This window comes from Aminobacter sp. P9b (assembly GCF_045345995.1).
Lineage (GTDB): Bacteria > Pseudomonadota > Alphaproteobacteria > Rhizobiales > Rhizobiaceae > Aminobacter > Aminobacter niigataensis.
On record NZ_CP150082.1, the window covers coordinates 4,669,330 to 4,690,847 of the forward strand.

General features: G+C 64.2%; 18 protein-coding genes and 1 riboswitch. Of the genes, 14 read left to right on the plus strand and 4 right to left on the minus strand.

Features of this window, described 5'->3' with window-relative positions; genetic code table 11:
- Positions 1–40: 40 nt before the first annotated feature.
- The 11 genes from WHT83_RS23050 (at position 41) to WHT83_RS23100 (ending at position 13,090) form a co-directional block, all read left to right on the plus strand.
- Entirely contained in the window at positions 41–1,852 is a 1,812-nt protein-coding gene (locus WHT83_RS23050) for a M3 family oligoendopeptidase (RefSeq protein WP_406874045.1), read from the plus strand.
- A 30-nt stretch (positions 1,853–1,882) separates the two neighbouring features.
- Positions 1,883–3,037, plus strand: coding sequence for an aminodeoxychorismate synthase component I (locus WHT83_RS23055; protein ID WP_406872495.1), 1,155 nt, complete (start codon positions 1,883–1,885; stop codon positions 3,035–3,037).
- Positions 2,986–3,651 (plus strand): aminotransferase class IV family protein, encoded by a 666-nt coding sequence (locus WHT83_RS23060; protein WP_406872496.1) that lies wholly within the window; start codon positions 2,986–2,988, stop codon positions 3,649–3,651. Before WHT83_RS23055 ends, WHT83_RS23060 begins: the two co-directional genes overlap by 52 nt.
- A gap of 67 nt (positions 3,652–3,718) precedes the next feature.
- On the plus strand, positions 3,719–4,639 hold the full coding sequence (locus WHT83_RS23065) for a heme-dependent oxidative N-demethylase family protein (protein WP_406872497.1): 921 nt from the start codon (positions 3,719–3,721) through the stop codon (positions 4,637–4,639).
- Between the two features lie 138 nt (positions 4,640–4,777).
- Positions 4,778–6,223 carry a homospermidine synthase gene (locus tag WHT83_RS23070; protein WP_406872498.1) on the plus strand — a complete coding sequence of 482 codons (1,446 nt, stop codon included), beginning with the start codon at positions 4,778–4,780 and terminating at the stop codon, positions 6,221–6,223.
- Positions 6,224–6,379: 156 nt separating this feature from the next.
- The gene (locus WHT83_RS23075; RefSeq protein WP_108607091.1) at positions 6,380–6,763 is read left to right on the plus strand and encodes a hypothetical protein; all 384 of its coding nucleotides are present in this window, start codon (positions 6,380–6,382) and stop codon (positions 6,761–6,763) included.
- A 243-nt stretch (positions 6,764–7,006) separates the two neighbouring features.
- Positions 7,007–8,929: a 5'-nucleotidase C-terminal domain-containing protein gene (locus WHT83_RS23080; protein ID WP_183264239.1), complete on the plus strand. Its 1,923-nt coding sequence runs from the start codon at positions 7,007–7,009 to the stop codon at positions 8,927–8,929.
- A gap of 250 nt (positions 8,930–9,179) precedes the next feature.
- The gene (hemH, locus tag WHT83_RS23085) at positions 9,180–10,244 is read left to right on the plus strand and encodes a ferrochelatase (RefSeq protein WP_406872499.1); all 1,065 of its coding nucleotides are present in this window, start codon (positions 9,180–9,182) and stop codon (positions 10,242–10,244) included.
- Positions 10,245–10,308: 64 nt separating this feature from the next.
- Positions 10,309–11,523, plus strand: a complete 1,215-nt coding sequence (locus WHT83_RS23090; protein WP_406872500.1) for an NAD(P)/FAD-dependent oxidoreductase — start codon at positions 10,309–10,311, stop codon at positions 11,521–11,523.
- A gap of 113 nt (positions 11,524–11,636) precedes the next feature.
- Positions 11,637–12,587, plus strand: coding sequence for an SPFH domain-containing protein (locus tag WHT83_RS23095; RefSeq protein WP_108607087.1), 951 nt, complete (start codon positions 11,637–11,639; stop codon positions 12,585–12,587).
- Between the two features lie 38 nt (positions 12,588–12,625).
- Positions 12,626–13,090 carry an NfeD family protein gene (locus tag WHT83_RS23100; protein WP_183264235.1) on the plus strand — a complete coding sequence of 155 codons (465 nt, stop codon included), beginning with the start codon at positions 12,626–12,628 and terminating at the stop codon, positions 13,088–13,090.
- Between the two features lie 14 nt (positions 13,091–13,104).
- Here the strand turns inward: WHT83_RS23100 and WHT83_RS23105 are convergent, their stop codons facing one another.
- The gene (locus WHT83_RS23105) at positions 13,105–14,103 is read right to left on the minus strand and encodes an SIS domain-containing protein (RefSeq protein ID WP_108607085.1); all 999 of its coding nucleotides are present in this window, start codon (positions 14,101–14,103) and stop codon (positions 13,105–13,107) included.
- 207 nt (positions 14,104–14,310) lie between these two features.
- Here WHT83_RS23105 and WHT83_RS23110 point away from each other — a divergent pair, with 207 nt between their 5' ends.
- Complete coding sequence (locus tag WHT83_RS23110) at positions 14,311–15,945, plus strand: outer membrane beta-barrel protein (protein ID WP_406872501.1); 1,635 nt, start codon at positions 14,311–14,313, stop codon at positions 15,943–15,945.
- Between the two features lie 131 nt (positions 15,946–16,076).
- On the opposite strand, the gene WHT83_RS23115 is transcribed toward WHT83_RS23110, so the two are convergent.
- From WHT83_RS23115 to galU, 3 genes are all read right to left on the minus strand, one after another.
- Complete coding sequence (locus WHT83_RS23115) at positions 16,077–16,607, minus strand: dihydrofolate reductase family protein (RefSeq protein WP_406872502.1); 531 nt, start codon at positions 16,605–16,607, stop codon at positions 16,077–16,079.
- Positions 16,608–16,857: 250 nt separating this feature from the next.
- Positions 16,858–17,592: a 5,6-dimethylbenzimidazole synthase gene (gene bluB / locus WHT83_RS23120; protein WP_406872503.1), complete on the minus strand. Its 735-nt coding sequence runs from the start codon at positions 17,590–17,592 to the stop codon at positions 16,858–16,860.
- A 45-nt stretch (positions 17,593–17,637) separates the two neighbouring features.
- Positions 17,638–17,821, minus strand: a riboswitch (cobalamin riboswitch).
- A 69-nt stretch (positions 17,822–17,890) separates the two neighbouring features.
- Positions 17,891–18,778, minus strand: a complete 888-nt coding sequence (galU, locus tag WHT83_RS23125; RefSeq protein WP_108607083.1) for a UTP--glucose-1-phosphate uridylyltransferase GalU — start codon at positions 18,776–18,778, stop codon at positions 17,891–17,893.
- 251 nt (positions 18,779–19,029) lie between these two features.
- On the opposite strand from galU, the gene WHT83_RS23130 reads away from it, so the two are divergent.
- Entirely contained in the window at positions 19,030–20,256 is a 1,227-nt protein-coding gene (locus WHT83_RS23130) for a lytic murein transglycosylase (RefSeq protein ID WP_183264230.1), read from the plus strand.
- A gap of 16 nt (positions 20,257–20,272) precedes the next feature.
- Positions 20,273–21,517 carry a DUF459 domain-containing protein gene (locus WHT83_RS23135; protein WP_406872504.1) on the plus strand — a complete coding sequence of 415 codons (1,245 nt, stop codon included), beginning with the start codon at positions 20,273–20,275 and terminating at the stop codon, positions 21,515–21,517.
- Position 21,518: the final 1 nt, after the last annotated feature.

The window sequence follows — 21,518 nt, forward strand, 5'->3', positions numbered from 1 at the left end:
TGAAAAGGAAGACGCAATGCGTTGGAATTCCGGGCAAGAGATGTCAGCCACCGCCTCCGCCAGGGGCGCGGCAGGGTTTGGCGAGTTGCCCGAATGGGATCTCGCCGACCTGTATGCCGCCATGGACGCGCCCGAGTTGGCGCGCGATCTCGAAAAGGCTTCCATCGATGCGGTGGCTTTCGAAGCTCGCTGGAAAGGCACCCTTGCCATCGAGGCCGAGCGCGGCGCGGCCGGCAAGCTCGGCCAGGCCATGCAGACCTATGAGGCGCTGGAGGAACTGGTCGGGCGCGTTGTCTCCTATGCCGGGCTTGTCTATGCCGGCGACACCTCGGACCCCAAGCGCGCCAAGCTTTACGGCGACGTCCAGGAAAAGATGACCGATGCCAGCGCGCATCTTCTGTTCTTCGCGCTCGAGCTCAACCTCGTCGACGATGCGCTGATCCTCAAGGCGCTCGATGCCGATCCTGAATTCGGCCACTACCGCCCCTGGGTGCTCGACCTCAGGAAGGACAAGCCCTACCAGCTCGAGGACCGCGTCGAGCAGCTGTTCCACGAAAAGTCGATCACCGGGCGCGGCGCCTGGAACCGGCTGTTCGACGAAACGATGACAGACCTGCGCTTCGACATCGGCGGCGAGGAACTGACGCTGGAGCCGGCGCTGAACAAGCTGCAGGACCCCGACGGCGAAGTGCGCAAGGCAGCCTCCGAGGCGCTGGCCGCGACCTTCCGCAAGAACCTGCGGGTCTTCACGCTGATCACCAATACGCTCTCCAAGGACAAGGAGATTTCCGACCGCTGGCGCGGCTTCGAGGACATTGCCGATTCCCGCCACCTCGCCAACCGGGTCGAGCGCGAGGTCGTCGACGCGCTGGCCGCCGCCGTGCGCGAAGCCTATCCGCGCCTGTCGCACCGCTATTACGCGATGAAGGCCAAATGGCTCGGCATGGAGGTGATGAACCACTGGGATCGCAACGCGCCGCTGCCCGAGACACCGCAGGCGACGATTGGCTGGGACGAGGCCAAGGACACGGTGCTGACCGCCTATCAGAGCTTCTCGCCTGAAATGGCCGAGATCGCTCGCGACTTCTTCGACCGCCGCTGGATCGACGCGCCGGTGCGTCCCGGCAAGGCGCCGGGAGCGTTTGCCCATCCGACGGTGCCCTCGGCGCATCCTTACGTGCTGCTCAACTACATGGGCAAGCCGCGCGACGTCATGACCCTCGCCCACGAGCTCGGCCATGGCGTGCACCAGGTGCTGGCCGGCGGCCAGGGCGCGTTGATGGCCTCGACGCCGCTGACGCTGGCCGAGACGGCAAGCGTGTTCGGCGAGATGCTGACCTTCCGCTCGCTGCTCGACCGCACCACCGACAAGCGCGAGCGCAAAGCGATGCTGGCCCAGAAGGTCGAGGACATGATCAACACGGTCGTGCGCCAGATCGCCTTCTATGAGTTCGAACGCAAGGTGCACTCCGAGCGCAAGAACGGCGAACTGACATCCGACCAGCTCGGCCAGTTCTGGCTCGAGGTGCAGGCTGAAAGCCTGGGCCCCGCGATCAAGCTGCGCGAGGGCTACGAGGTGTTCTGGTCCTACATCCCGCACTTCATCCATTCGCCCTTCTACGTTTATGCCTACGCCTTCGGCGATTGCCTGGTGAACTCGCTCTACGCGGTCTACCAGAATGCCGAACGCGGCTTTCAGGACAAGTATTTCGAGATGCTGCGCGCCGGCGGCACCAAGCATCATTCCGAACTCCTGAAGCCGTTCGGGCTCGACGCCACCGATCCCGCCTTCTGGCAGAAGGGGCTTGCCGTGATCAGCAACCTCATCGACGAACTGGAAGCGCTGGACTGAGCCCGGTTCTATCGCAAGCACGCTGACATCATGACTGGTCCCACATCCCCATTCGTCCTGTTCAGGGACGACCCCGCCGGTCGCGAGGTGCTGTTTGAAGCACCCCGCGAGATCATCGTCGCGCATGATGCGGCGGATTTCTTCCCGGCCTTGCAGGCAGCCCAGAAGGCGCATGAACAGGGCAAATGGCTTGCCGGCTATTTCTCCTACGAGGCCGGTTATCTGCTCGAGCCGAAGCTCAGGCCGCTGCTTCCCGAGGGACGGCGCACGCCGCTGGTCTGTCTCGCCGTGTTCGACCAGCCGTCGGACCGGGACCGCGCCCCGTCACGGGAGCCCGCAACCAACGGGCCCATATTTGATGCGCGGGCGACATGGTCGGAGGCCGACTATGAGCGCCGGTTCAAGACGCTGCACCAGCATTTGCGCCAGGGCGACTGCTACCAGGCCAACCTGACCTTTCCCGTGCATGCCCAATGGTCCGGCGAAGCGCTCGACGCCTTCGACGCGCTGATCGCCCGTCAGCCGGTGAAATACGGTTCGCTGGTCTCGCTCGGCGGCCCGGTCGTGCTGTCGCGTTCGCCCGAACTGTTCTTCGACATCGACAGCGAGGGCTGGATCGAGACACACCCGATGAAGGGCACCGCCCCGCGCGGCAAGACGCCGGAGGAGGACGCAGCCCTCAGGGAATTCCTGCGCAACGACGAGAAGAACCAGGCGGAAAACCGCATGATCGTCGATCTCCTGCGCAACGACATCTCGCTGATCAGCGAGGTCGGCACGCTCGACGTGCCCGAGCTTTTCCGCATCGAGAGCTATCCGACGGTGCACCAGATGGTCAGCCGCGTGCGCGCCAGGCTGTTGCCCGGACTGACCATCGAGCAGGTCTTTGCCGCCCTCTTCCCCTGCGGCTCGATCACCGGCGCCCCCAAGATCCGGGCGATGGAGATCCTGCGTGACCTCGAAGGCACCCCGCGCGACGTCTATTGCGGCGCCATCGGCTGGATCGCCCCGGGCGGCACCATGCGCTTCAACGTCGCGATCCGCACCATCACGCTCTTTCCCGACGGCGAGGCCGTCTACAATGTCGGCGGCGGCGTCGTCTTCGATTCGACTGCGGAAGCGGAGTATGCCGAATGTCTTCTGAAAGCGCGTTTCGCCACGGGCACGGTGCCGGCTTCGAGCTGATCGAGACCATGCGCTGGGAGCCGCACAGCGGTTTGCTGCGCGGCGGCCGACATCTGGCACGGCTCAAGGCATCAGCCGAGGCGCTCGGGTTCGGGTTCGACAGGGCGACGATCGAGCAGGCTTTGGCGCAGGCTGCAGGTGGCGACATGCCGCTGAGGGTCCGCCTCGCTCTCGCTCCGGACGGTAGCCCCGAAGTAACAAGCCAATCGTTCGTGCCGCTGGCATGGGATGCCGTCTGGACGCTGCGCATCGCGGCCACGAGGCTCGATTCCTCGAACAACTTGCTTCGCCACAAGACGACGCGCCGCGAGGCTTACGACCGCGCCCGCGCCGAATTCCCGCGTGAGGCTGCCGACGAGGTGATCCTGCTCAACGAGGCAAGCGAGGTCTGCGAAGGCACCATCACCAACATCTTCGTCGACATGGGCGACGGCGGCCCGGTGAAGACGCCACCCCTCGCCTGCGGCCTGCTCGCGGGCGTGCTGCGCGGGGAGTTGATCGACAAGGGCAAGGCTGTGGAGGCGGCGCTGACGGCTGAAGACCTTCGCCGCGCAGCGCAAATCTGGGTCGGCAACTCGTTGCGAGGACTGATTGCGGCAAGGCTGGTCCAATGACGCGACATTGTCGGCGAACCGGGGGCAGGCTAAGTCACTAAACAACAGCCCAGTCCGACAAATCGCCATGACCGATCCCACCCACACGCCCTATGACGGCAGCTCGAAACCCTTCGCCATCGGTCTCAAGCAGGCGGAGCCGCGCGACTGGATCGAGCTCGACGGCCATCTCGACGCCTATCTGGCGGAGAAGGACCGGCTCTACGCCGAAATCCCGGACAAGGTGTTCGTCGCCGAGCCCGGCACGAAGCAGTCTCAAAGGGAAGTGCTGGACCTCCTGGTGGCGCATCTGACCGAGCGCTTCCCCGAGACCTATCGCGTCGAGGAAGGCCGCTGCAGCATTGCCGGCACGGGCCGCTCCATCGACGTCCAGAATCCTGGTGACAGCCCGCTGGTCGCTGCCTCGAAGCTCGTCCAGGAAGACCTGATCCTGATGCGGCGCGGCGACGATGGCTGGCGGCTCGCCGCGGGTTCTCTGTGCTTTCCTTCGTCGTGGAGGCTGACGGAAAAATTCGGGCAGCCGATCGACAAGATACATGGCCCCGTGCCCGATTTCGGGCCTGGCACCCGCATGGCCGAACTGATCGCGCGCATGTTCGACAAGCTTACCGTGCTGGTGGAACGTTTCAACTGGTCGATCCAGGCAGATGGCTCGCTCTATCACCCGCTTTCCGACCGCCAGCGTCTCGCCCGCTCGGCCGAGACGGAATCGACGTTTCCCGGCGCCGATGTCGCCGCTCACGCCTTCATCCGCGTCGAGCGGCAGACCTTGCGCAAGCTGCCGGTCTCGGGCGACATCCTGTTCACCATCCGCATCCATCTCGACCCGCTGGCAGTGCTGGCGCGCCACGACGAGCGCGCGCGGCTGGCCGCATCATTCGCCGATCAGCTGATGAGCCTCGACCGCCAACAGCTAGACTACAAGGGCCTGGTGGCCGACCGCGACAGGCTCGTTGGCTTTCTCTCCGAGATGAAAAAAGCCGGCTAATAGCGGCATAACGTCCGGCTCCTACAGCATCTGGGGCCGGGGGATTCGCTTTATTGTGACAAGCATGTATGGTTTAGCCGTTGAAGCCGGGTCAATCGGGGCCCGGCTCTTTTAGTGTGAGAAGGAGTGCCATAAAAAATGGCGAATGAAAAATGGCCCGTTTATGGTGAGATTACTGGCCCTGTTGTGATGATCGGCTTCGGCTCGATCGGTCGCGGAACGCTCCCCCTCATCGAACGCCATTTCAAGTTCGACAAGTCGCGCATGGTGATCATCGATCCCAGCGACGAAAACCGTAAGCTCGCGGATGAGCGCGGCATCAAATTCATCCAGGAGGCGGTAACCAAGGACAATTACAAGGAGCTTTTGACTCCCCTGCTGACCAATGGCGGCGGCCAGGGCTTCTGCGTCAACCTGTCGGTCGACACCGGCTCGGTGGACCTCATGCATCTCTGCCGCAAGCTTGGCGTGCTCTATGTCGACACCGTCATCGAGCCATGGCTCGGCTTCTACTTCGACAACAACGCCGGCAATGACGAACGCACCAACTATGCGCTGCGCGAGACGCTTTTGGCCGAACGGCGCAAGCATCCCGGCGGCACGACTGCGGTCTCCACCTGCGGCGCCAATCCGGGCATGGTCTCGTGGTTCGTCAAGCAGGCGCTGGTCAACCTTTCCAGGGACCTCGGCATCGAATTCGAGGAGCCGGCGCAGCACGACCGCGAAGGCTGGGCCGCGCTGATGAAGAAGGCCGGCGTCAAGGGCATCCACATCGCCGAGCGCGACACCCAGCGCACCAAGAACCCCAAGCCGATGAACGTGTTCTGGAACACCTGGTCGGTCGAGGGCTTCATCTCCGAAGGCCTGCAGCCGTCCGAACTCGGCTGGGGCACGCACGAGAAGTGGAAGCCCAAGAATGCCAAGAAGTTCAAGCATGGCAACAAGGGCGCGATCTATCTCGAACAGCCAGGCGCCAACACCCGCGTCCGCACCTGGTGCCCGACGCCGGGCGCGCAATACGGCTTCCTTGTCACCCACAACGAGGCGATCTCGATCTCCGACTTCTTCACCGTGCGTTCGAAGAAGGGCAAGGTGACCTACCGGCCGACCTGCCACTATGCCTATCATCCCTGCAACGACGCGGTGCTGTCGATGCACGAGATGTTCGGCGCCGCCGGCAAGCCGCAGCCTGTCCACCACGTCCTCGACGAGGACGAACTGGTCGACGGCATCGACGAGCTCGGCGTGCTGCTCTACGGCCACGACAAGAATGCCTACTGGTTCGGCTCGCAGCTGTCGCTGGAGCAGGCGCGCAAGCTGGCGCCCTACCAGAACGCGACCGGCCTGCAGGTCTCGTCGGCAGTGCTCGCCGGCATGGTCTGGGCGTTCGAGAACCCCGAAGCCGGCATCGTCGAGGCCGACGAAACCGACTACAGGCGCTGCCTTGAAGTGCAGCTGCCCTATCTCGGACCGGTCAAGGGCTACTACACCGACTGGACGCCGCTCGAAGGCCGCCCCGGCCTGTTCGAGGAGGATCTCGACAAGGACGATCCCTGGCAGTTCCGCAACGTGCTGGTCCGGTAAGGAATACGGGAATAGGGCGGTAGGGGAATAAGGCAGTAGGGCACCAAGGAACCTGCTGGCATATTCTCCTACTGCCTTACTCCCTACCGCCCTGCCCTTGCCTTCATCGCCAAATCGGGCGATTGAAGTCAGGCGGACTGAGGAGAGGATTACTTGATGACGACTTCGCGCAAAATTGCTTCGGCCGGAGTGCTTGCCCTGCTTGCGGCCGCGATTGCCGGCTGTTCGACCAGCGGCGGCGGTTCGGGCGGGGGCTCCAGGCCAGCGCCGTCCGGCGTGGAAGGCTCATGGCTGGACGCCAAGGGCACCGGTCTTTCGACCTTCGCCAGCGGCGCATTCCAGACGGTCGCCACCGACACCGGCCAGAAGCTTTCCGATGGCACCTACATCCTGACCGGCGCCAACTCGGTTCAGATCAACGGCACCTCGCTGATCCGCCAGTCGCCGATCAGCTTCAACTGCCTGCTGATCTCGGCCAACCAGCTCAACTGCACCAGCTCTGCCGGCCAGCAGTTCACCCTGACCAGGCGCTCGGCCTGATTCAGACGTTGCGCCCGCCAAGGTGGGCGCAACGCCTCTCCTGAAGCTCCGGCTCGCCAAAAGCCCCGCGGCAGTTCATCGGCCGGCGACGTCAATCGGCAAGTCAGTTGAGCCGGCTTGCAGCCTTCGATTCTCCCTTGCATCCGAAAAATCGGAATGTGAACATGGCGCCAAGGAATGTGTAACATTCCGGTCAAGCGAAGACGCTAAACGTCTCGCGGGGGTCATTCGGGAGATTTCAACATGAAGAGATTGGCTGCCATTGCGGCTTTGTCGGCTTCGGCGTTCGGTTATTCCGCCGCACCGTCATTTGCCGACTACACGTTGACCATTCTGCACATCAATGACTGGCACAGCCGCATTGAGAGCAACAACAAGTTTGAATCGACCTGCTCGACCGAGGAAGAGGGCAAGGGCGAGTGCATCGGCGGCGCAGCGCGCCTGGTGACGGCGATTGCCGACCAGCGCAAGAAGCTCGAAGGCCAGAACGTCCTGCTGCTCAACGGCGGCGACAATTTCCAGGGCTCGCTGTTCTACACCACCTACAAGGGTGCGGCAGAAGCCGAATTCCTGAACCAGATGAAGTTCGACGCCATGACCGTCGGCAACCACGAATTCGACGACGGCGAAGAGGCGCTGGTGCCGTTCCTGGAAAAGATCCAGTTCCCGGTGCTCTCCGCCAACGTGCATCCCAATGCGCAGTCCAAGGTCGGCGACCGCATCAAGCCGTCGCTGGTGCTCGAAGTCGGCGGCCAGAAGATCGGCATCGTCGGCGCCGTCACCAACGATACGCCGGAAGTCGCCTCTCCCGGCCCCAATATCGCCATCGAGGACGACGTCAAGAACATCACCGCCGAAGTCGAGAAGCTGAAGGCCGAGGGCGTCAACAAGATCATCGCCCTGACGCACGTCGGCTATCCCCGCGACAAGGAGATGATCGCCAAGATTCCCGGCGTCGACGTGGTCGTCGGCGGCCATTCGCACTCGCTGCTGTCGAACACCGACGCCAAGGCCGAAGGGCCCTACCCGACGATGATCGACAACCCCGAGGGCTACAAGGTTCCGGTCACCCAGGCCGCCTCCTACTCGAAATACCTCGGCGAGTTCACCGTCACCTTCGACGACAACGGTGTCGTCAAGGAAGCCAAGGGCGACCCGATCTATCTCGACAACTCGATCAAGCCCGACGAGGCCGTGCTTGCCCGCATCAAGGAGCTCGGCGCACCTATCGAGGAGCTCAAGAACAAGGAGGTCGCCGAGACCACCGCGATGATCGACGGCAGCCGCGAAAGCTGCCGCGCCCGCGAATGCGAGATGGGCAACCTGATCTCCGACGCCATCCTCGACCGGGTCAAGGACCAGGGCGTCACCATCGTCTTCCAGAACGGCGGCGGCATCCGCGCCTCCATCGACCAGGGCGTCGTCACCATGGGCGAAGTGCTGACCGTGCTGCCGTTCCAGAACACGCTCGCCACCTTCCAGCTTTCCGGCAAGGACATCGTCGCCTCGCTCGAGGCCGGCGTCAGCGAAATCGAGGAAGGCAAGGGCAAGTTCCCGCAGGTCGCCGGCCTGAAATACTCCTTCGACAAGTCGGTTGCGGCCAATGCCGGCCGCATCAAGTCGGTCGAGGTGATGGACGGGGGCGCCTGGAAGCCGATCGACGAAGCCAAGGTCTACATGGTCGCCACCAACAACTACGTCCGCCAGGGCGGCGACGGCTACAAGCTGTTCGCCGACAACGGCGCCAACGCTTATGACTACGGTCCGAGCCTGGAGCAGGTAGTCGCCGACTATCTCGCCAAGAACCGGCCCTTCACGCCCAAGCTCGACGGCCGCATCACCGAGATCGCGGCGACGGTCGCCGCAGCACCCGCCCCCGCCGAACCGGCAAAGCCGGCCGAACCTGCCCCTGCGGCAGCCGAGCCGGCCAAGCCCGCCGACGCCGCAGCGGCACCGGCGGCGACAGCACCTGCAGCAGCGGAACCGGCAGCCGGCGCCGCAGGTGGCAAGACGCACACCATCGCCGCCGGCGACACTTTCTGGGATCTCGCCAAGACCTATCTCGGCGACCCCACCAAGTGGCAGGCGATCGCCGACGCCAATCCCGACACCCGGGCCAAGGATCTGCACATCGGCGGAACGCTTTCGATCCCGTCGACGAACTGATAGGGCTGACCTGTCCCAACAAGCCCGCCCGGCAAACCGGGCGGGCTTCGCTTTTGGAGATTGGCGAATAGGGAATAGTGAGTAGCGAATAGTCGGGCAGTACCCTTGGGCGCGCACGAGCCTGTTGGCTCAACCGCCCCCTCTATTCCCTACTCACTATTCTCTAATCGCTCCTTTGCCGGGTGCGGCCAGACGCGACATTGAACAGCGGCACCATTCAACTAGGTATCCCGCATAACGGAGACACCGAATGAACCTGACCACGACCATCGACGAAAAATCAGCCAAGGCGCCCGGCCCGTTCCCCAACGGCCACCCGTCGGTGCTCAAGCGCAAGGTCGGCGTCCTCCTGGTCAACCTCGGTACCCCCGACGGCACCGACAAGAAGTCGATGTGGCGCTATCTCCGCGAGTTCCTGTCCGATCCGCGCGTCATCGAGATGCCCAAGGTTCTGTGGTACCCGATCCTCTACGGTATCGTGCTCAACACGAGGCCGAAGAAATCGGGTGAGAACTACAAGAAGATCTGGAACACCGAACGCGACGAATCTCCGCTGCGCACCTACACCCGCGCCCAGGCGGAAAAGCTCTCCGAAGCCCTGCGCGACCTGCCCCACGTCGTCGTCGACTGGGGAATGCGCTACGGCAGTCCCTCGACCGAAAGCGCGGTCAACAAGCTGATCGCCCAGGGCTGCGACCGCATCGTCATGTTCCCGCTCTATCCGCAGTTCTCGGCGACGACGACCGCGACCGCCAGCGACCAGTTGTTCCGAGCGCTGATGAAAATCCGCGCCATGCCGTCGGTGCGCACCGTGCCTGCCTACTACGACGAGCCGGTCTATATCGAGGCGCTGGCGCGCTCGATCGAACAGCATCTGGCTTCGCTCGACTTCGAGCCGGAGGTGATTCTCGCCTCCTACCACGGCATCCCCAAGCCGTATTTCGAGCGCGGCGACCCCTATCACTGCCACTGCGTGAAGACGACGCGGCTGCTGCGCGAACGCCTCGGCATGAGCGACAAGAAGCTGATGACCACCTTCCAGTCGCGCTTCGGCGCGCAGGAATGGCTGCAGCCTTACACCGACAAGACGGTCGAGCGGCTGGCCAAGGAAGGCGTGAAGTCGATCGCCATCGTCAATCCAGGCTTCTCGTCCGATTGCATCGAGACGCTGGAGGAGATCGCCGGCGAGAACGCCGAGATCTTCCACCATGCCGGCGGCAAGAACTTCTCCCACATCCCCTGCCTCAACGACAGCGCCGAAGGCATGGCCGTGATCGAGGCGATCACCCGGCGCGAACTGTCGGGCTGGGTCTGACAGCAAAGGGCGGAACCTCCACCGGCGCGCGGCGTTGAACGCGGGCCAGGGAGACCCGCTACTCGTGACCCGCAAGCTCGACCTCAGGACCGGACGGCCCGTCTGGTACGCCTACCGCGCGCCGACGGTTGCGACCGGCAGGCTCGTCCGCGACATCAAGGCGGACGTCGCCATTGTCGGCATGGGCATCAGCGGCGCCATGGTGGCGGAAGCGCTGACGGATGCCGGCATGTCCGTGGTCTGCATCGACCGCCGCGGCCCGCTGTTGGGCTCGACCTCGGCAACCACGGCGCTGGTGCAATATGAGATCGACCAGCCGCTCTCCAAGCTTGCGCAACGCATCGGCAAGGACCGCGCCGAGCGCGCCTGGCGGCGATCCCGGCTAGCGGTGATGAACCTCAAGTCGCGCATCGACGAACTCGGCATCAACTGCAACGTCGAGACCAGGCAATCGCTCTACCTTGCCGGCGACGTGCTCGATGCGGACAGCTTGCGCATCGAGGCGGCTGCGCGCCGGCTTGCCGGCATCCATGCGACCTATCTGCCCAAGGCTGAACTGCGCGAACGGTTTGGCATCGCACGCGACGGCGCGATCCTGAGCCAGGGCAATCTGGCGCTCGACCCGCGCAAGCTGACCGCAGGCCTGCTGTTGACGGCGCGCCAGCGCAAGGCGCGCTTCTACGCACCGGCCGAGGCCACCGGCATTGCCACCAGCCGCGACGAGGTGACGGTCACCACCGGAGACGGCCCGACGATCACCGCAAGTCATGCGGTACTCGCCACTGGCTACGAACTCGTCGCTGGCTTCCAGGCGGGGACCGATCACCAGGTCATCTCGACCTGGGCCATCGCCACGCGGCCGCAGAAACGCGCGCTCTGGCCGGGCGCCGCCTTCATCTGGGAAGCGTCCGATCCGTACCTCTATCTGCGCGCGACGTCCGACGGCCGGGTCATCTGCGGCGGCGAGGACGAGGAGTTCACCGACGAGGCGCGTCGCGATGCGCTGATCGCCGAAAAATCGGATCGCATCGCCGCCAAGCTGAAGCGGCTCTTGCCCCAACTCGACACCACGCCGGAATTCGCCTGGACCGGCTCGTTCGGCACCACCGCGACAGGTCTACCCTATATCGGGACACTTCCCCGGCAGCCGCGCATCCACGCCGTGATGGGCTATGGCGGCAATGGCATCACCTATTCGCGCATTGCCGCCGAGATCGTCAGCGCCACCCTGTGCGGCAACGATGATACCGACGCCGGCCTGTTCGGCTTCCGGCGCTGAGCCGGCAGCATTTAGCGGTTCCCTTGTTGTAACGCCGCCGAAACGCCCTTAAGTCTTTTTGCGCATGCGGCGCGACTTGTGAATCGCGCGCTCAACTTGCGGGGGTGTTTCGAATGGACTTCAGCGGCTTCGACGTGGTCATTCCGGTCCTTGTCGTACTGGTTCTGTTGCTGCTGTTTGCCGGCATCAAGACCGTCCCGCAAGGCTACAATTACACGGTCGAGCGCTTCGGCCGCTACACCAAGACGCTGACGCCCGGCCTCAACCTGATCATCCCCTTCATCGACCGCATCGGCGCCAAGATGAACATGATGGAGCAGGTTCTCGACGTGCCGACGCAAGAGATCATCACCAAGGACAACGCGATGGTCGCCGTCGACGGGGTCGCCTTCTATCAGGTGCTCAGCGCTCCGCAGGCCGCCTATCAGGTGGCCGGCCTGCAGAACGCCATCCTCAACCTGACGATGACCAACATCCGCACCGTGATGGGCTCGATGGACCTCGACGAGCTTTTGTCGAACCGCGACGCCATCAACGAGCGGCTGCTGCGTGTCGTCGACGAAGCGGCGCACCCCTGGGGCATCAAGATCACCCGCGTCGAGATCAAGGACATCAACCCGCCGGCGAACCTCATCGAGTCGATGGGCCGACAGATGATGGCGGAACGCAACAAGCGTGCCCAGATCCTCGAAGCCGAGGGCATGAAGCAGGCGCAGGTGCTGGAAGCAGAGGGCCGCAAGGAAGCCGCCTTCCGCGACGCCGAGGCCCGCGAGCGCGCCGCCGAAGCCGAAGCCCGCGCCACCCAGGTGGTGTCGGAAGCCATCGCCAAGGGCGACGTCCAGGCGATCAACTACTTCGTCGCCCAGAAATACACCGAGGCGCTGGCCAAGATCGGTTCGGCATCGAACAGCAAGGTGGTGTTGATGCCGATGGAGGCATCGTCGCTGATCGGCACGCTCGGCGGCATCGGCGAGATCGCCAAGGAGGTGTTCCGCGACGGCGGCACCGCCGGAGCGCAACGCCAGGCCTCGCGCACGCCCAGGATTCCGCCCGAGCAGAACTGAGCCGGCAAGCCGGGCCTGGGTGAATTGAGGAACCGCACATGATCGCAAGCATCGTTGCCGAACTCGGTCCCTGGAACTGGATGCTGCTCGGCTTCATCCTGCTGTGCCTGGAGATTTTCGCGCCGGGCGTGTTCCTGCTGTGGATCGGCATTGCCGCGCTGATCGTCGGCTCGGCCTCGCTGCTGCTCTGGGATGTGGCGTTCTGGAGCTGGCAGGTCCAGGTCCTGGTCTTCCTCGTGCTCGCCCTCGCCTCTGCCTACATCGGCAAGAAGATCGTCCGCGACCGCGAAGACCCCTCCGACCAGCCGCTGCTCAACCGGCGCGGCGCCCAGATGATCGGCCGCACCGCGACATTGACCGAGCCGATCAAGGAAGGCCGCGGCCGCATCAAGCTCGGCGACACGATGTGGCGAGTGTCAGGCCCCGACCTGCCCGTGGGCACGCAGGTACGCGTCACCGCTGCCGCCGACACCGACCTGGAGCTTGTCGTAGAACCGGTGTGAAGCGCTGGCGCGGCTCAGGCCGCGCCGATCCTCAGAAGATCGTGGAAGTGGACGATGCCGACAGGCTTGTCGCCTTCGACCACGGGGATGGCGCTGATGTTGTGCTCGTTGAGCATCGCCGTCGCCGTGCCCGCCAGCATCTGTGGCGGCACCGTCTTCGGCTGCCGGGTCATGATGTCCTCGACATTGGTCTCGGCGAGATTGCGGTCGAGATTGCGCGCCAGGTCGCCATCGGTGACGATACCGGCAAGCCTGCCCTGCTCGTCGACGACGACGACGCAGCCGAAACGCTTCTTGGACAGCGTCTTCACCGCCTCGGGCATCTTGGTGCCGATCGCGACGATCGGCATTTCGTCACCCTTATGCATCAGGTCGCCGACCGGCATCAGGCTGGCGCCGAGCTGGCCGCCGGGATGGAAGGTGCGGAAATGGTCGGCGGTGAAGCCCCGCGCCTCAAGCAGTGCCACCGCCAGCGCATCGCCGACGACGAGCTGCAGCAGCGTAGAGGTGGTGGGCGCAAGCCCGTGCGGGCAGGCTTCAGGCGTGCGCGGCAACGACAGCACGACATCGGCCTGACGCGCCAGTGCCGACGTGTCGCCGGCAGTGATAGCAATCAGCGGGATCGAGAACCGCCGGGAATAGCCGACGATGCCCTTGAGTTCCGCCGTCTCGCCCGACCATGAGATGGCGACGATGGCGTCGTCCTTGGTGATCATGCCGAGATCGCCATGGATGGCTTCGGAAGGATGGACGAAATAGGCTGGAGTTCCGGTGGATGCCAAGGTTGCGGCCACCTTGGAGCCGATATGGCCGCTCTTGCCGACGCCGGTGATGATGGCGCGGCCGTTCAGCTGGCCGAGGATCGACACGGCCCGGGCGAAGGGCTCCGCCAGCGGCCCTTCGAGCGCGGCCGCAAGCGCGGCGATACCGACCTGCTCGGTGGCGACGGTGCGGAGCGCGGAGGCGATCGACGCCTGCCGGTCCGGCTCTTTTTTCAGCGATCCAGCGTGCATGGCGCATGCGTTAGCGCGTCGCACGGCCCCTGTCCATGATTATCCGCCCTGCGGGGCGGCCTGCGGCGGCAGCCGGAAACGCTCCGTTAACCATGGCGATTTACCAGTTGGTAAGTGCGGCGCTCATGCGTCGGCGAAGCAGTGGTGAAGATGGCGCAGGTCAGGCCAGGGCAAAACAGGCGGATGAGCGGTGCGGGATTGCGTTTCTTGCTGGCAACGGCAAGCGCGGCAACCCTGCTTTGCGCCCTGCCGGTGCATGCCCAGGAAGCAGGCCTGCGGGGCGCGATCAGCGAGGGCGACACCGCCGGCCTGTTGCGCAGGCGACCGGCCCAGCAGGCCATGCCCGAAGTTCAGGACCAGGCCGCCACCTACCAGCCCATCAGTCCGGGCGCCTTGCCGGAGCAGACCGATCCGACGATCTCGGACGAACTGTTCAGCGAGCCGCCAAACGCAGATGCGGCCGCTACCGGCGCAAGATCTTCCATTCGTCCGCCGACGACCGCGATCCAGCGCGCCAGGGAAGCGCGCGAAAGGCTTGCCGCCTCCGGACGGGCAGCTACTCCAAGGACGGCCGCGCCTGAGCCGGACGAGGATCTGAGCACCGGCACGGTGCGCCAAGGGACCGTCGATTCGCTGACCGAGGAAGAAAACGGACCGGAATCGGAACGCCAGGGAGCGATCGAGGGCCGCAGGCCGGTGCCGGACGAAAATCCGTTCGAGCCGACCGGCATCCGCTTCGGCACCTTCGTGCTCAAGCCGAGTCTCGAACAGGGCGTCACCGCCACCTCCAACGCCGATTCGAGTTCGGACGGCAAGTCGGCAGTGCTGTCGGAAACCACGCTGCGCCTGAACGCGGCCTCGGACTGGGACAACCACTCGGCGACCATCGACGCCTACGGCATTTTCCGCAAATCCGTCTCGGGCCAGGAGGTCAAGGACACCGAAGCCGGCATCGACGGCCGCCTGCAGCTCGACTTTGCCGACGATATCCGCGCCATAGCCTCCCTCGGCTACGACATCCGCCCGGAATCGGCGAGTTCGCCGGTGGTGATCGTCGACACCGCCTCGCGCCCGGTGCGCCACACCATCGACGGCAGCGTCGGCCTGGAGAAGGATGTCGGTAAATTCCGCTTCGCCGTGACAGGCGAAGCCACCAGGGAAAGTTACGGCGACGCCGAATTGTCGGACGGCACTACGCTTTCGCAGGAAGACAGGAACTCTACGCTCTATGCCGGGCGTTTCCGTGCCGGCTACGAGATTTCGCCGGCGCTGACGCCCTTCGGCGAAATCGAATATGGCCGCCGCGTCCACGACCTCCGGTTCGACACCGCCGGCTTCGAGCGCTCCTCCAACCGCATCGGCGCCCGTGCCGGCGTCGAACTCGACATGGGCGAAAAATTCGGCGGCGAGATTTCCGCAGGCTGGCTCTCCGAGGATTTCGACGACGACCGGCTGGAAACCATCTCCGCGGCGACGATCGCCGCGGATCTCCGCTGGTCGCCGATGCGCGGCACCATCGTCGCGCTCAACGGAACCACCCTGGTCGAAGGCTCGACGACACCGGGCGAAAGCGGCTCGGTGCTCTATTCCGGTCGCCTCAGCGTCGAACGCCAGATCCGCGCCAACCTCACCGGCTTTGCCGCGGCCGGCATGGGCTGGCGAGACTATGCCGGCAGGGACGACCATGAACTGAGGCTGAGCGCCGAGGCGGGCCTGACCTGGTGGCTCAACCGCTATGCCGGCCTCACCGGCAGGCTACGCCACGAAACCTTCGACAGCACCTTGTCCGGCCGCGACAGCAAGACCAACAGCGTCTTCGTCGGGCTGAGGGTGCAGCGCTAGGGGTGCCCCTCCTTGCGGGAGACGCAGCCCAAAATCCTCATGGTAAGTGGTGAGCCTGTCGAACCACAGGTTTGGGTAGCCAACAGCGAGCCCAAAGCGGACCTGACGCATCGGCGCAGTCCGTCTCGAGGTCAAGCAGGAGCGTACGTCAACCTGATCACGTCCTCGCCAATTGGATCGCTGGCCACAAGGCGGAGCCGGGGCCGCGGGCCGGCGAAGAATGGCTTGCCGCGACCGAGCACGACGGGGTGGAGGTAGATGCGATACTCATCAACAAGACCAAGGTCGGTTAGGCTTCGTGCCAAGTCTGGTCCGCCAACTTGAATCTCCCCGACGATCTGAGCCTTGAGCCCACGTATCGTCGCCTCGATGTCATTGTCGACAAGCGTGGCGTTGGGGCCGACTGACTTCAAAGAGCGCGACACGACCCACTTCGGCTGGCTCCGCCAGGCAGCCGCAAAGTCGCGCCTCGCCGCGTCCCACTCGGGATGATCCTCGTCCCAATAGCGCATGACCTCGTACAAATGGCGACCGTACACGCTACCCACCTGGTCGCGCGCCTGCTCGATGAAGTGATGGAAAAGCGTTGGGCTTGGCCCAAACGCCATGTGGTCGACGTAGCCGTCCAAGGACTGGTTCATTCCAAAAACGAGCTTCGCCATGATGCAAATCCTCCGCCCCAGCTCTTTTAGAATAGCTTGAACCGACGGTGCGTAGAAGCGGGCGATCGCTCTACACGCACTCGCCAAAGGGAATCCCATGCGGACTCTTGCGAAAGCACTCCCTGCAAACTGTCAGTCCCGACCTCGCGAGCGAGGAACGAGCGTCGGGAATCTATGCCGAGACGCGAAAGAAGCCAGACGCGGACGAGAACCGACAAGGGGGCATCGAGGTCCGCCGTCACCAGCCACGTCAAGCCGCGGTTCGACCAGCGCACAGGCCAGTGACGGTTTCTTTCAACCCGCTCTCGCCATCGCCGCCAAAGATCTCGCTCATGACCAGTTCCGCAAGCGGCAGCCGGCTGCCCCAGCCATGCCGTTCGAGATCAGGCCGCAGCGCAAACTCGCTGACCCGGCCGACGCAGAGATAGGCGACGGGCACGACATGTTCGGGAATGGCTAGCACCTGCTTGAGCGCCTCGCGGTCGATGATGCTGACCCAGCCGACACCGACGCCTTCGGCCCGCGCCGCCAGCCAGAAATTCTGCACCGCGCAGACGGTGCTGTAGAGGTCCATTTCGGGATTGTGCCATCGCCCCAGCGGCGAGTTCTGCGAGCGGCTGCGGTCGCAGGTGACCACGAGATTGAGCGGGCTCTCGCAGATGCCCTCGAGCTTGAGCTTGCGGTACAGCGCCTGCCGCTCCTCGGCGATATGGGGCAGTTCCTGCTGGCGTGCGGCCAGGAACAGGTCGCGGACCTTCTGCCTGCGCTGAAGATCGCGGATGACAATGAAGTTCCACGGCTGCATGAAACCCACCGACGGCGCGTGATGGGCTGCCATCAGCAGGCGCGCCAGTACCTCGTCGTCGAGCGGGTCGGGCAGGAAATGGCTACGCACGTCGCGCCTCGTGAAGATGGCGCGGTAGACGGCATCCTGCGCTGCCGTGTCGAAACAGCCTGAACTGGCATGGGTATGGTCGGCCGGCATCGCGTGTCCCCTGGCGAGCAATCGGTTTCCGCCGCTTGACCATGCGATGGACGATTTCTGCCGGGCCGGTCTTCTGGCTCGAGTTCAACCCGCCTTCGGCGCCTTCCCGTTCAACGAACAGTGGCTTTTGCCGATGCGGTCCCTCTTACAGCGTTGGGCACGCCACGGATTTTCACCGTGTTCCCGATTCTCCCGCATCGCTGCGGGCACCTGGCAGGAGATGTCTACACGGCACTGACGCCGATGGCCATCGCCCCGCGCGTCCAAACCTGGCGCGCGGGCGACATCTGAAGCGAAGTCAGCGACCCGGCTTCATCTCGTTGAGCAGGCCCTCGATGACACCCGCCATGCGCTCGTTGATATCCGTGCGCGACAGCGCAAAGGCGACGTTGGCCTCGACGAATCCTTCCGGTGAGCCGCAATCGAAGGTGCGGCCACGATAGTGGTAGCCGTAGAAGGACTGCTGCTTCTCGAGCTTGAGCATCGCATCGGTAAGCTGGATCTCGTCGCCGGCGCCGCGCTCCTGCTTGGCCAGGATGTCGAAGATCTCCGGCTGCAGGATGTAACGGCCGTTGATGAAGAGGTTCGAAGGCGCCGTCCCCTGCTTCGGCTTTTCCACCATGCCTTCGATCTCGAAGCCGGTGTGGACAGCCTTGCCCTTGCCGACGATGCCATATTTGTGCGCCTCGGCAGGGTCGCATTCCTGCACGGCGATGATGTTGTTGCCGGTCTCGGCATAGAGCTCGACCATCTCGCGCATGCAGCTCTTTTCCGACTGCATGATCATGTCGGGCAGAAGCAATGCGAAGGGCTCGTCGCCGACCAGCTCGCGCGCGCACCACACCGCATGGCCAAGGCCGAGCGGCACCTGCTGGCGGGTGAACGAGGTCTGGCCAGGGCCTGGCTGCAGGCGCTGCAGGCGCTCCAGCTGCTCGTTCTTGCCGCGCTGTACCAGCGTGTCATAAAGTTCGAACTGGACGTCGAAATGATCTTCGATAACTGCCTTGTTGCGGCCGGTGACGAAGATGAAGTGTTCAATTCCCGCCTCGCGTGCCTCATCGACCACGTATTGGATCACTGGGCGATCGACGACCGTCAGCATTTCCTTGGGAATCGACTTGGTGGCAGGCAGAAAACGCGTGCCGAGGCCCGCGACCGGAAAAACTGCCTTGCGAACTCTTTTCATTGCTTGGTCATCCGATGGAAGATTGCGAGTATCGGGCAGGGATACTGCCACACCCGAATTGATGAATACTGAATGCGTTCACATATTCGCCGGCAGCGGACAAGAGCAGCGATCACGCGATCTTGATTGTCCTAGCCAGTCGGGAAACAATCGCCAAAGCCGCTTTTCGTTCCCCAAGGGGGCTATGGTAAACTGATTGATAACCGGCATCGGCGATGAATCGTATTTCTGATCTCTCCAAGGAGGAAAGAATGCCCCTTCGCAAGACCGCCAAAGGCCTCGCCAGCGCCGCTGCAATCGCCGGCCTTTCGCTGGCGTTGATGCTGCCTGCCGGCCCAGCGGCGGCCGAAGCCGGCTTCCAGCGCTGGGTGGCGAGCTTCCGCTCAGTCGCCGCAGACAACGGGATTTCCGGCTCGACCTACGACCGCGCCTTTCGCGGCGTGACCTCGGCCGACCCCGAAGTGCTGGAAAAGGCCCGCTTCCAGCCCGAATTCACCGCGCCCGTCTGGGATTATTTCGACAATCGCGTCCATGACCAATCGATTACGGTCGGCCGCGAGATGGCCCGCAAGTGGAAGCCGTGGCTCGACCGTATCGAGGCCAGTTATGGCGTCGACCGCTACATCCTGCTTGCCATCTGGTCGATGGAATCGAACTACGGCGAGATTCTCAAGAACGACAAGGTGATGCGCAATGTCGTGCGCTCGCTCTCGACGCTCGCCTATGGCGACCAGCGGCGCGCGAAGTTCGCCCGGACCCAGCTGATCGCGGCGCTCAAGATCCTTCAGCGCGGCGACATCGACGAAAGCCACCTGGTGGGCTCGTGGGCCGGCGCCATGGGCCACACCCAGTTCATCCCGACCAGTTACCAGGCCTATGCCGTCGACGCCGATGGCAACGGCAAGCGTGACATCTGGAACTCGATACCCGACGCGCTCGCCACCGCCGCCAACCTGTTGAAGAAGAACGGCTGGCAGGGTGGCAAGACCTGGGGCTACGAGGTCGTGCTGCCTGAGGGCCGCAAGTTCCCGACCGGCTCTCTGACGCTCGACAAGTGGGCTTCGCTCGGCGTCGAACGCGCCAATGGCAAGGCCTTCAAGCGCGGCTCGGATGTGGCAACCCTCAAAGTGCCGGACGGCCGCGGCGGTCCAGCCTTCCTGATGACCAAGAATTTTTCGGTCATCAAGCGCTACAACAACGCCGACAAATATGCTTTGGCCGTAGGCCTTCTTGCCGACGAAATCGCCGGCTATGGCGGTCTGGTCCAGGACTGGAAGCGCCCCTTCACCAAGCTCAGCTTCGAAGAGAAGCAGGAGTTGCAGAAGCGGCTGTCGGCGCATGGCTATTACGACGGCAAGGCGGACGGCAAGATCGGCGAGGGTTCGCGCTCGGCGATCAAGTCTTTCCAGGCACAGCTGGGCTTGACGCAGGACGGCCATCCGAGCATGGAAGTGCTCAAATGGCTGAGGCGGAATTAGCAATCGGAGGTTGCTGTTGGCATCGTCGCGTCTTTCGAGAAAACTCGCTCTGCGCCTGACGATGCCGCTGGTCGCGGTGGCGGTCGCGTTGACCGCCATTGCGAGCACGATGCCCTCCCCGGCCATTGCCCAGGAAGGCATCTTGCGGCGCTGGTCGCTGCGCGACCTGTTCATGCCGCGCCGCGAGCCGCGCGTTGACCCGTACATCCTTGAGCAGCCGCAGGGCCAGCCGCGCAAGAAGATCCGCAAGACGCCACGCAAGCCGAAGGCAACTGTCGGCAATGTGAGCCGTCCTGCCGAGCCCGCCGTGCCTGTGATCGAGAAGGCATCCGACGCACGTGTCGTGCTGGTCATCGGCGACTTCCTCGGGGGCGGTCTTGCCGAAGGACTGGGCACCGTCTTTGCCGAGAACGCCAAGATCCGCGTTATCGACAGGACCAATGGGTCGTCGGGCTTCGTGCGCGAGGACCACTACAACTGGCCCGAGCAGGCCAAGGCACTGATCGAACAGGAAAAGCCGGCCGCTGTCATCGTCATGATGGGTTCCAACGACCGCCAGCAGATGCGGGTCGCCGACAATCGCGAGCCTCCGATGAGCCCGGGCTGGACCAAGGAATACACCGCGCGCACCGAAAAGCTCGCCAAGGCCATCGCCGAGACCAAGGTTCCGTTCCTGTGGGTCGGCATGCCGGCGTTCAAATCGTCGAAGATGAGCACCGACATGCTGGCCTTCAACGACATCTACCGTGCCGCGACCGAGGCCGCCGGCAGCGAGTTCGTCGATGTCTGGGACGGTTTCGTCGATGAGAACGGCGCTTTCGTCACCTCGGGACCCGACATCAACGGCCAGCCGGTGCGGCTGCGTTCCGACGACGGCATCAACGTCACCCGCGCCGGCAAGCGCAAGCTCGCCTTCTTTGCCGAAAAGCCGCTCAACAAGCTGCTCGGCATCACACCGCAAGGGACGGAGACCGTCGTTCCGGCGAGCCTGCCGCAGGCGACCCCCGGCGAGCTCAACGTGCCGGTCAACATCGACCGCACCGTGCCGGTCTCGCTTTCCGATCCCGAGCTCGATGGCGGCACCGAGTTGATGGGCGCGCAGGCGGCACCCAAAGGCGATCCGCGCTCGCCCGGCGAGAAGCTCGCCGTGCAGGGAATAGCGCCTGCGGCTCCGCCTGGACGCGCCGATGATTTCTCCTGGCCGCCCAAGCCGCTGCCGACAGCGCAGGGCACTGAAACGACGACCGCGATCAAGCGGTAGG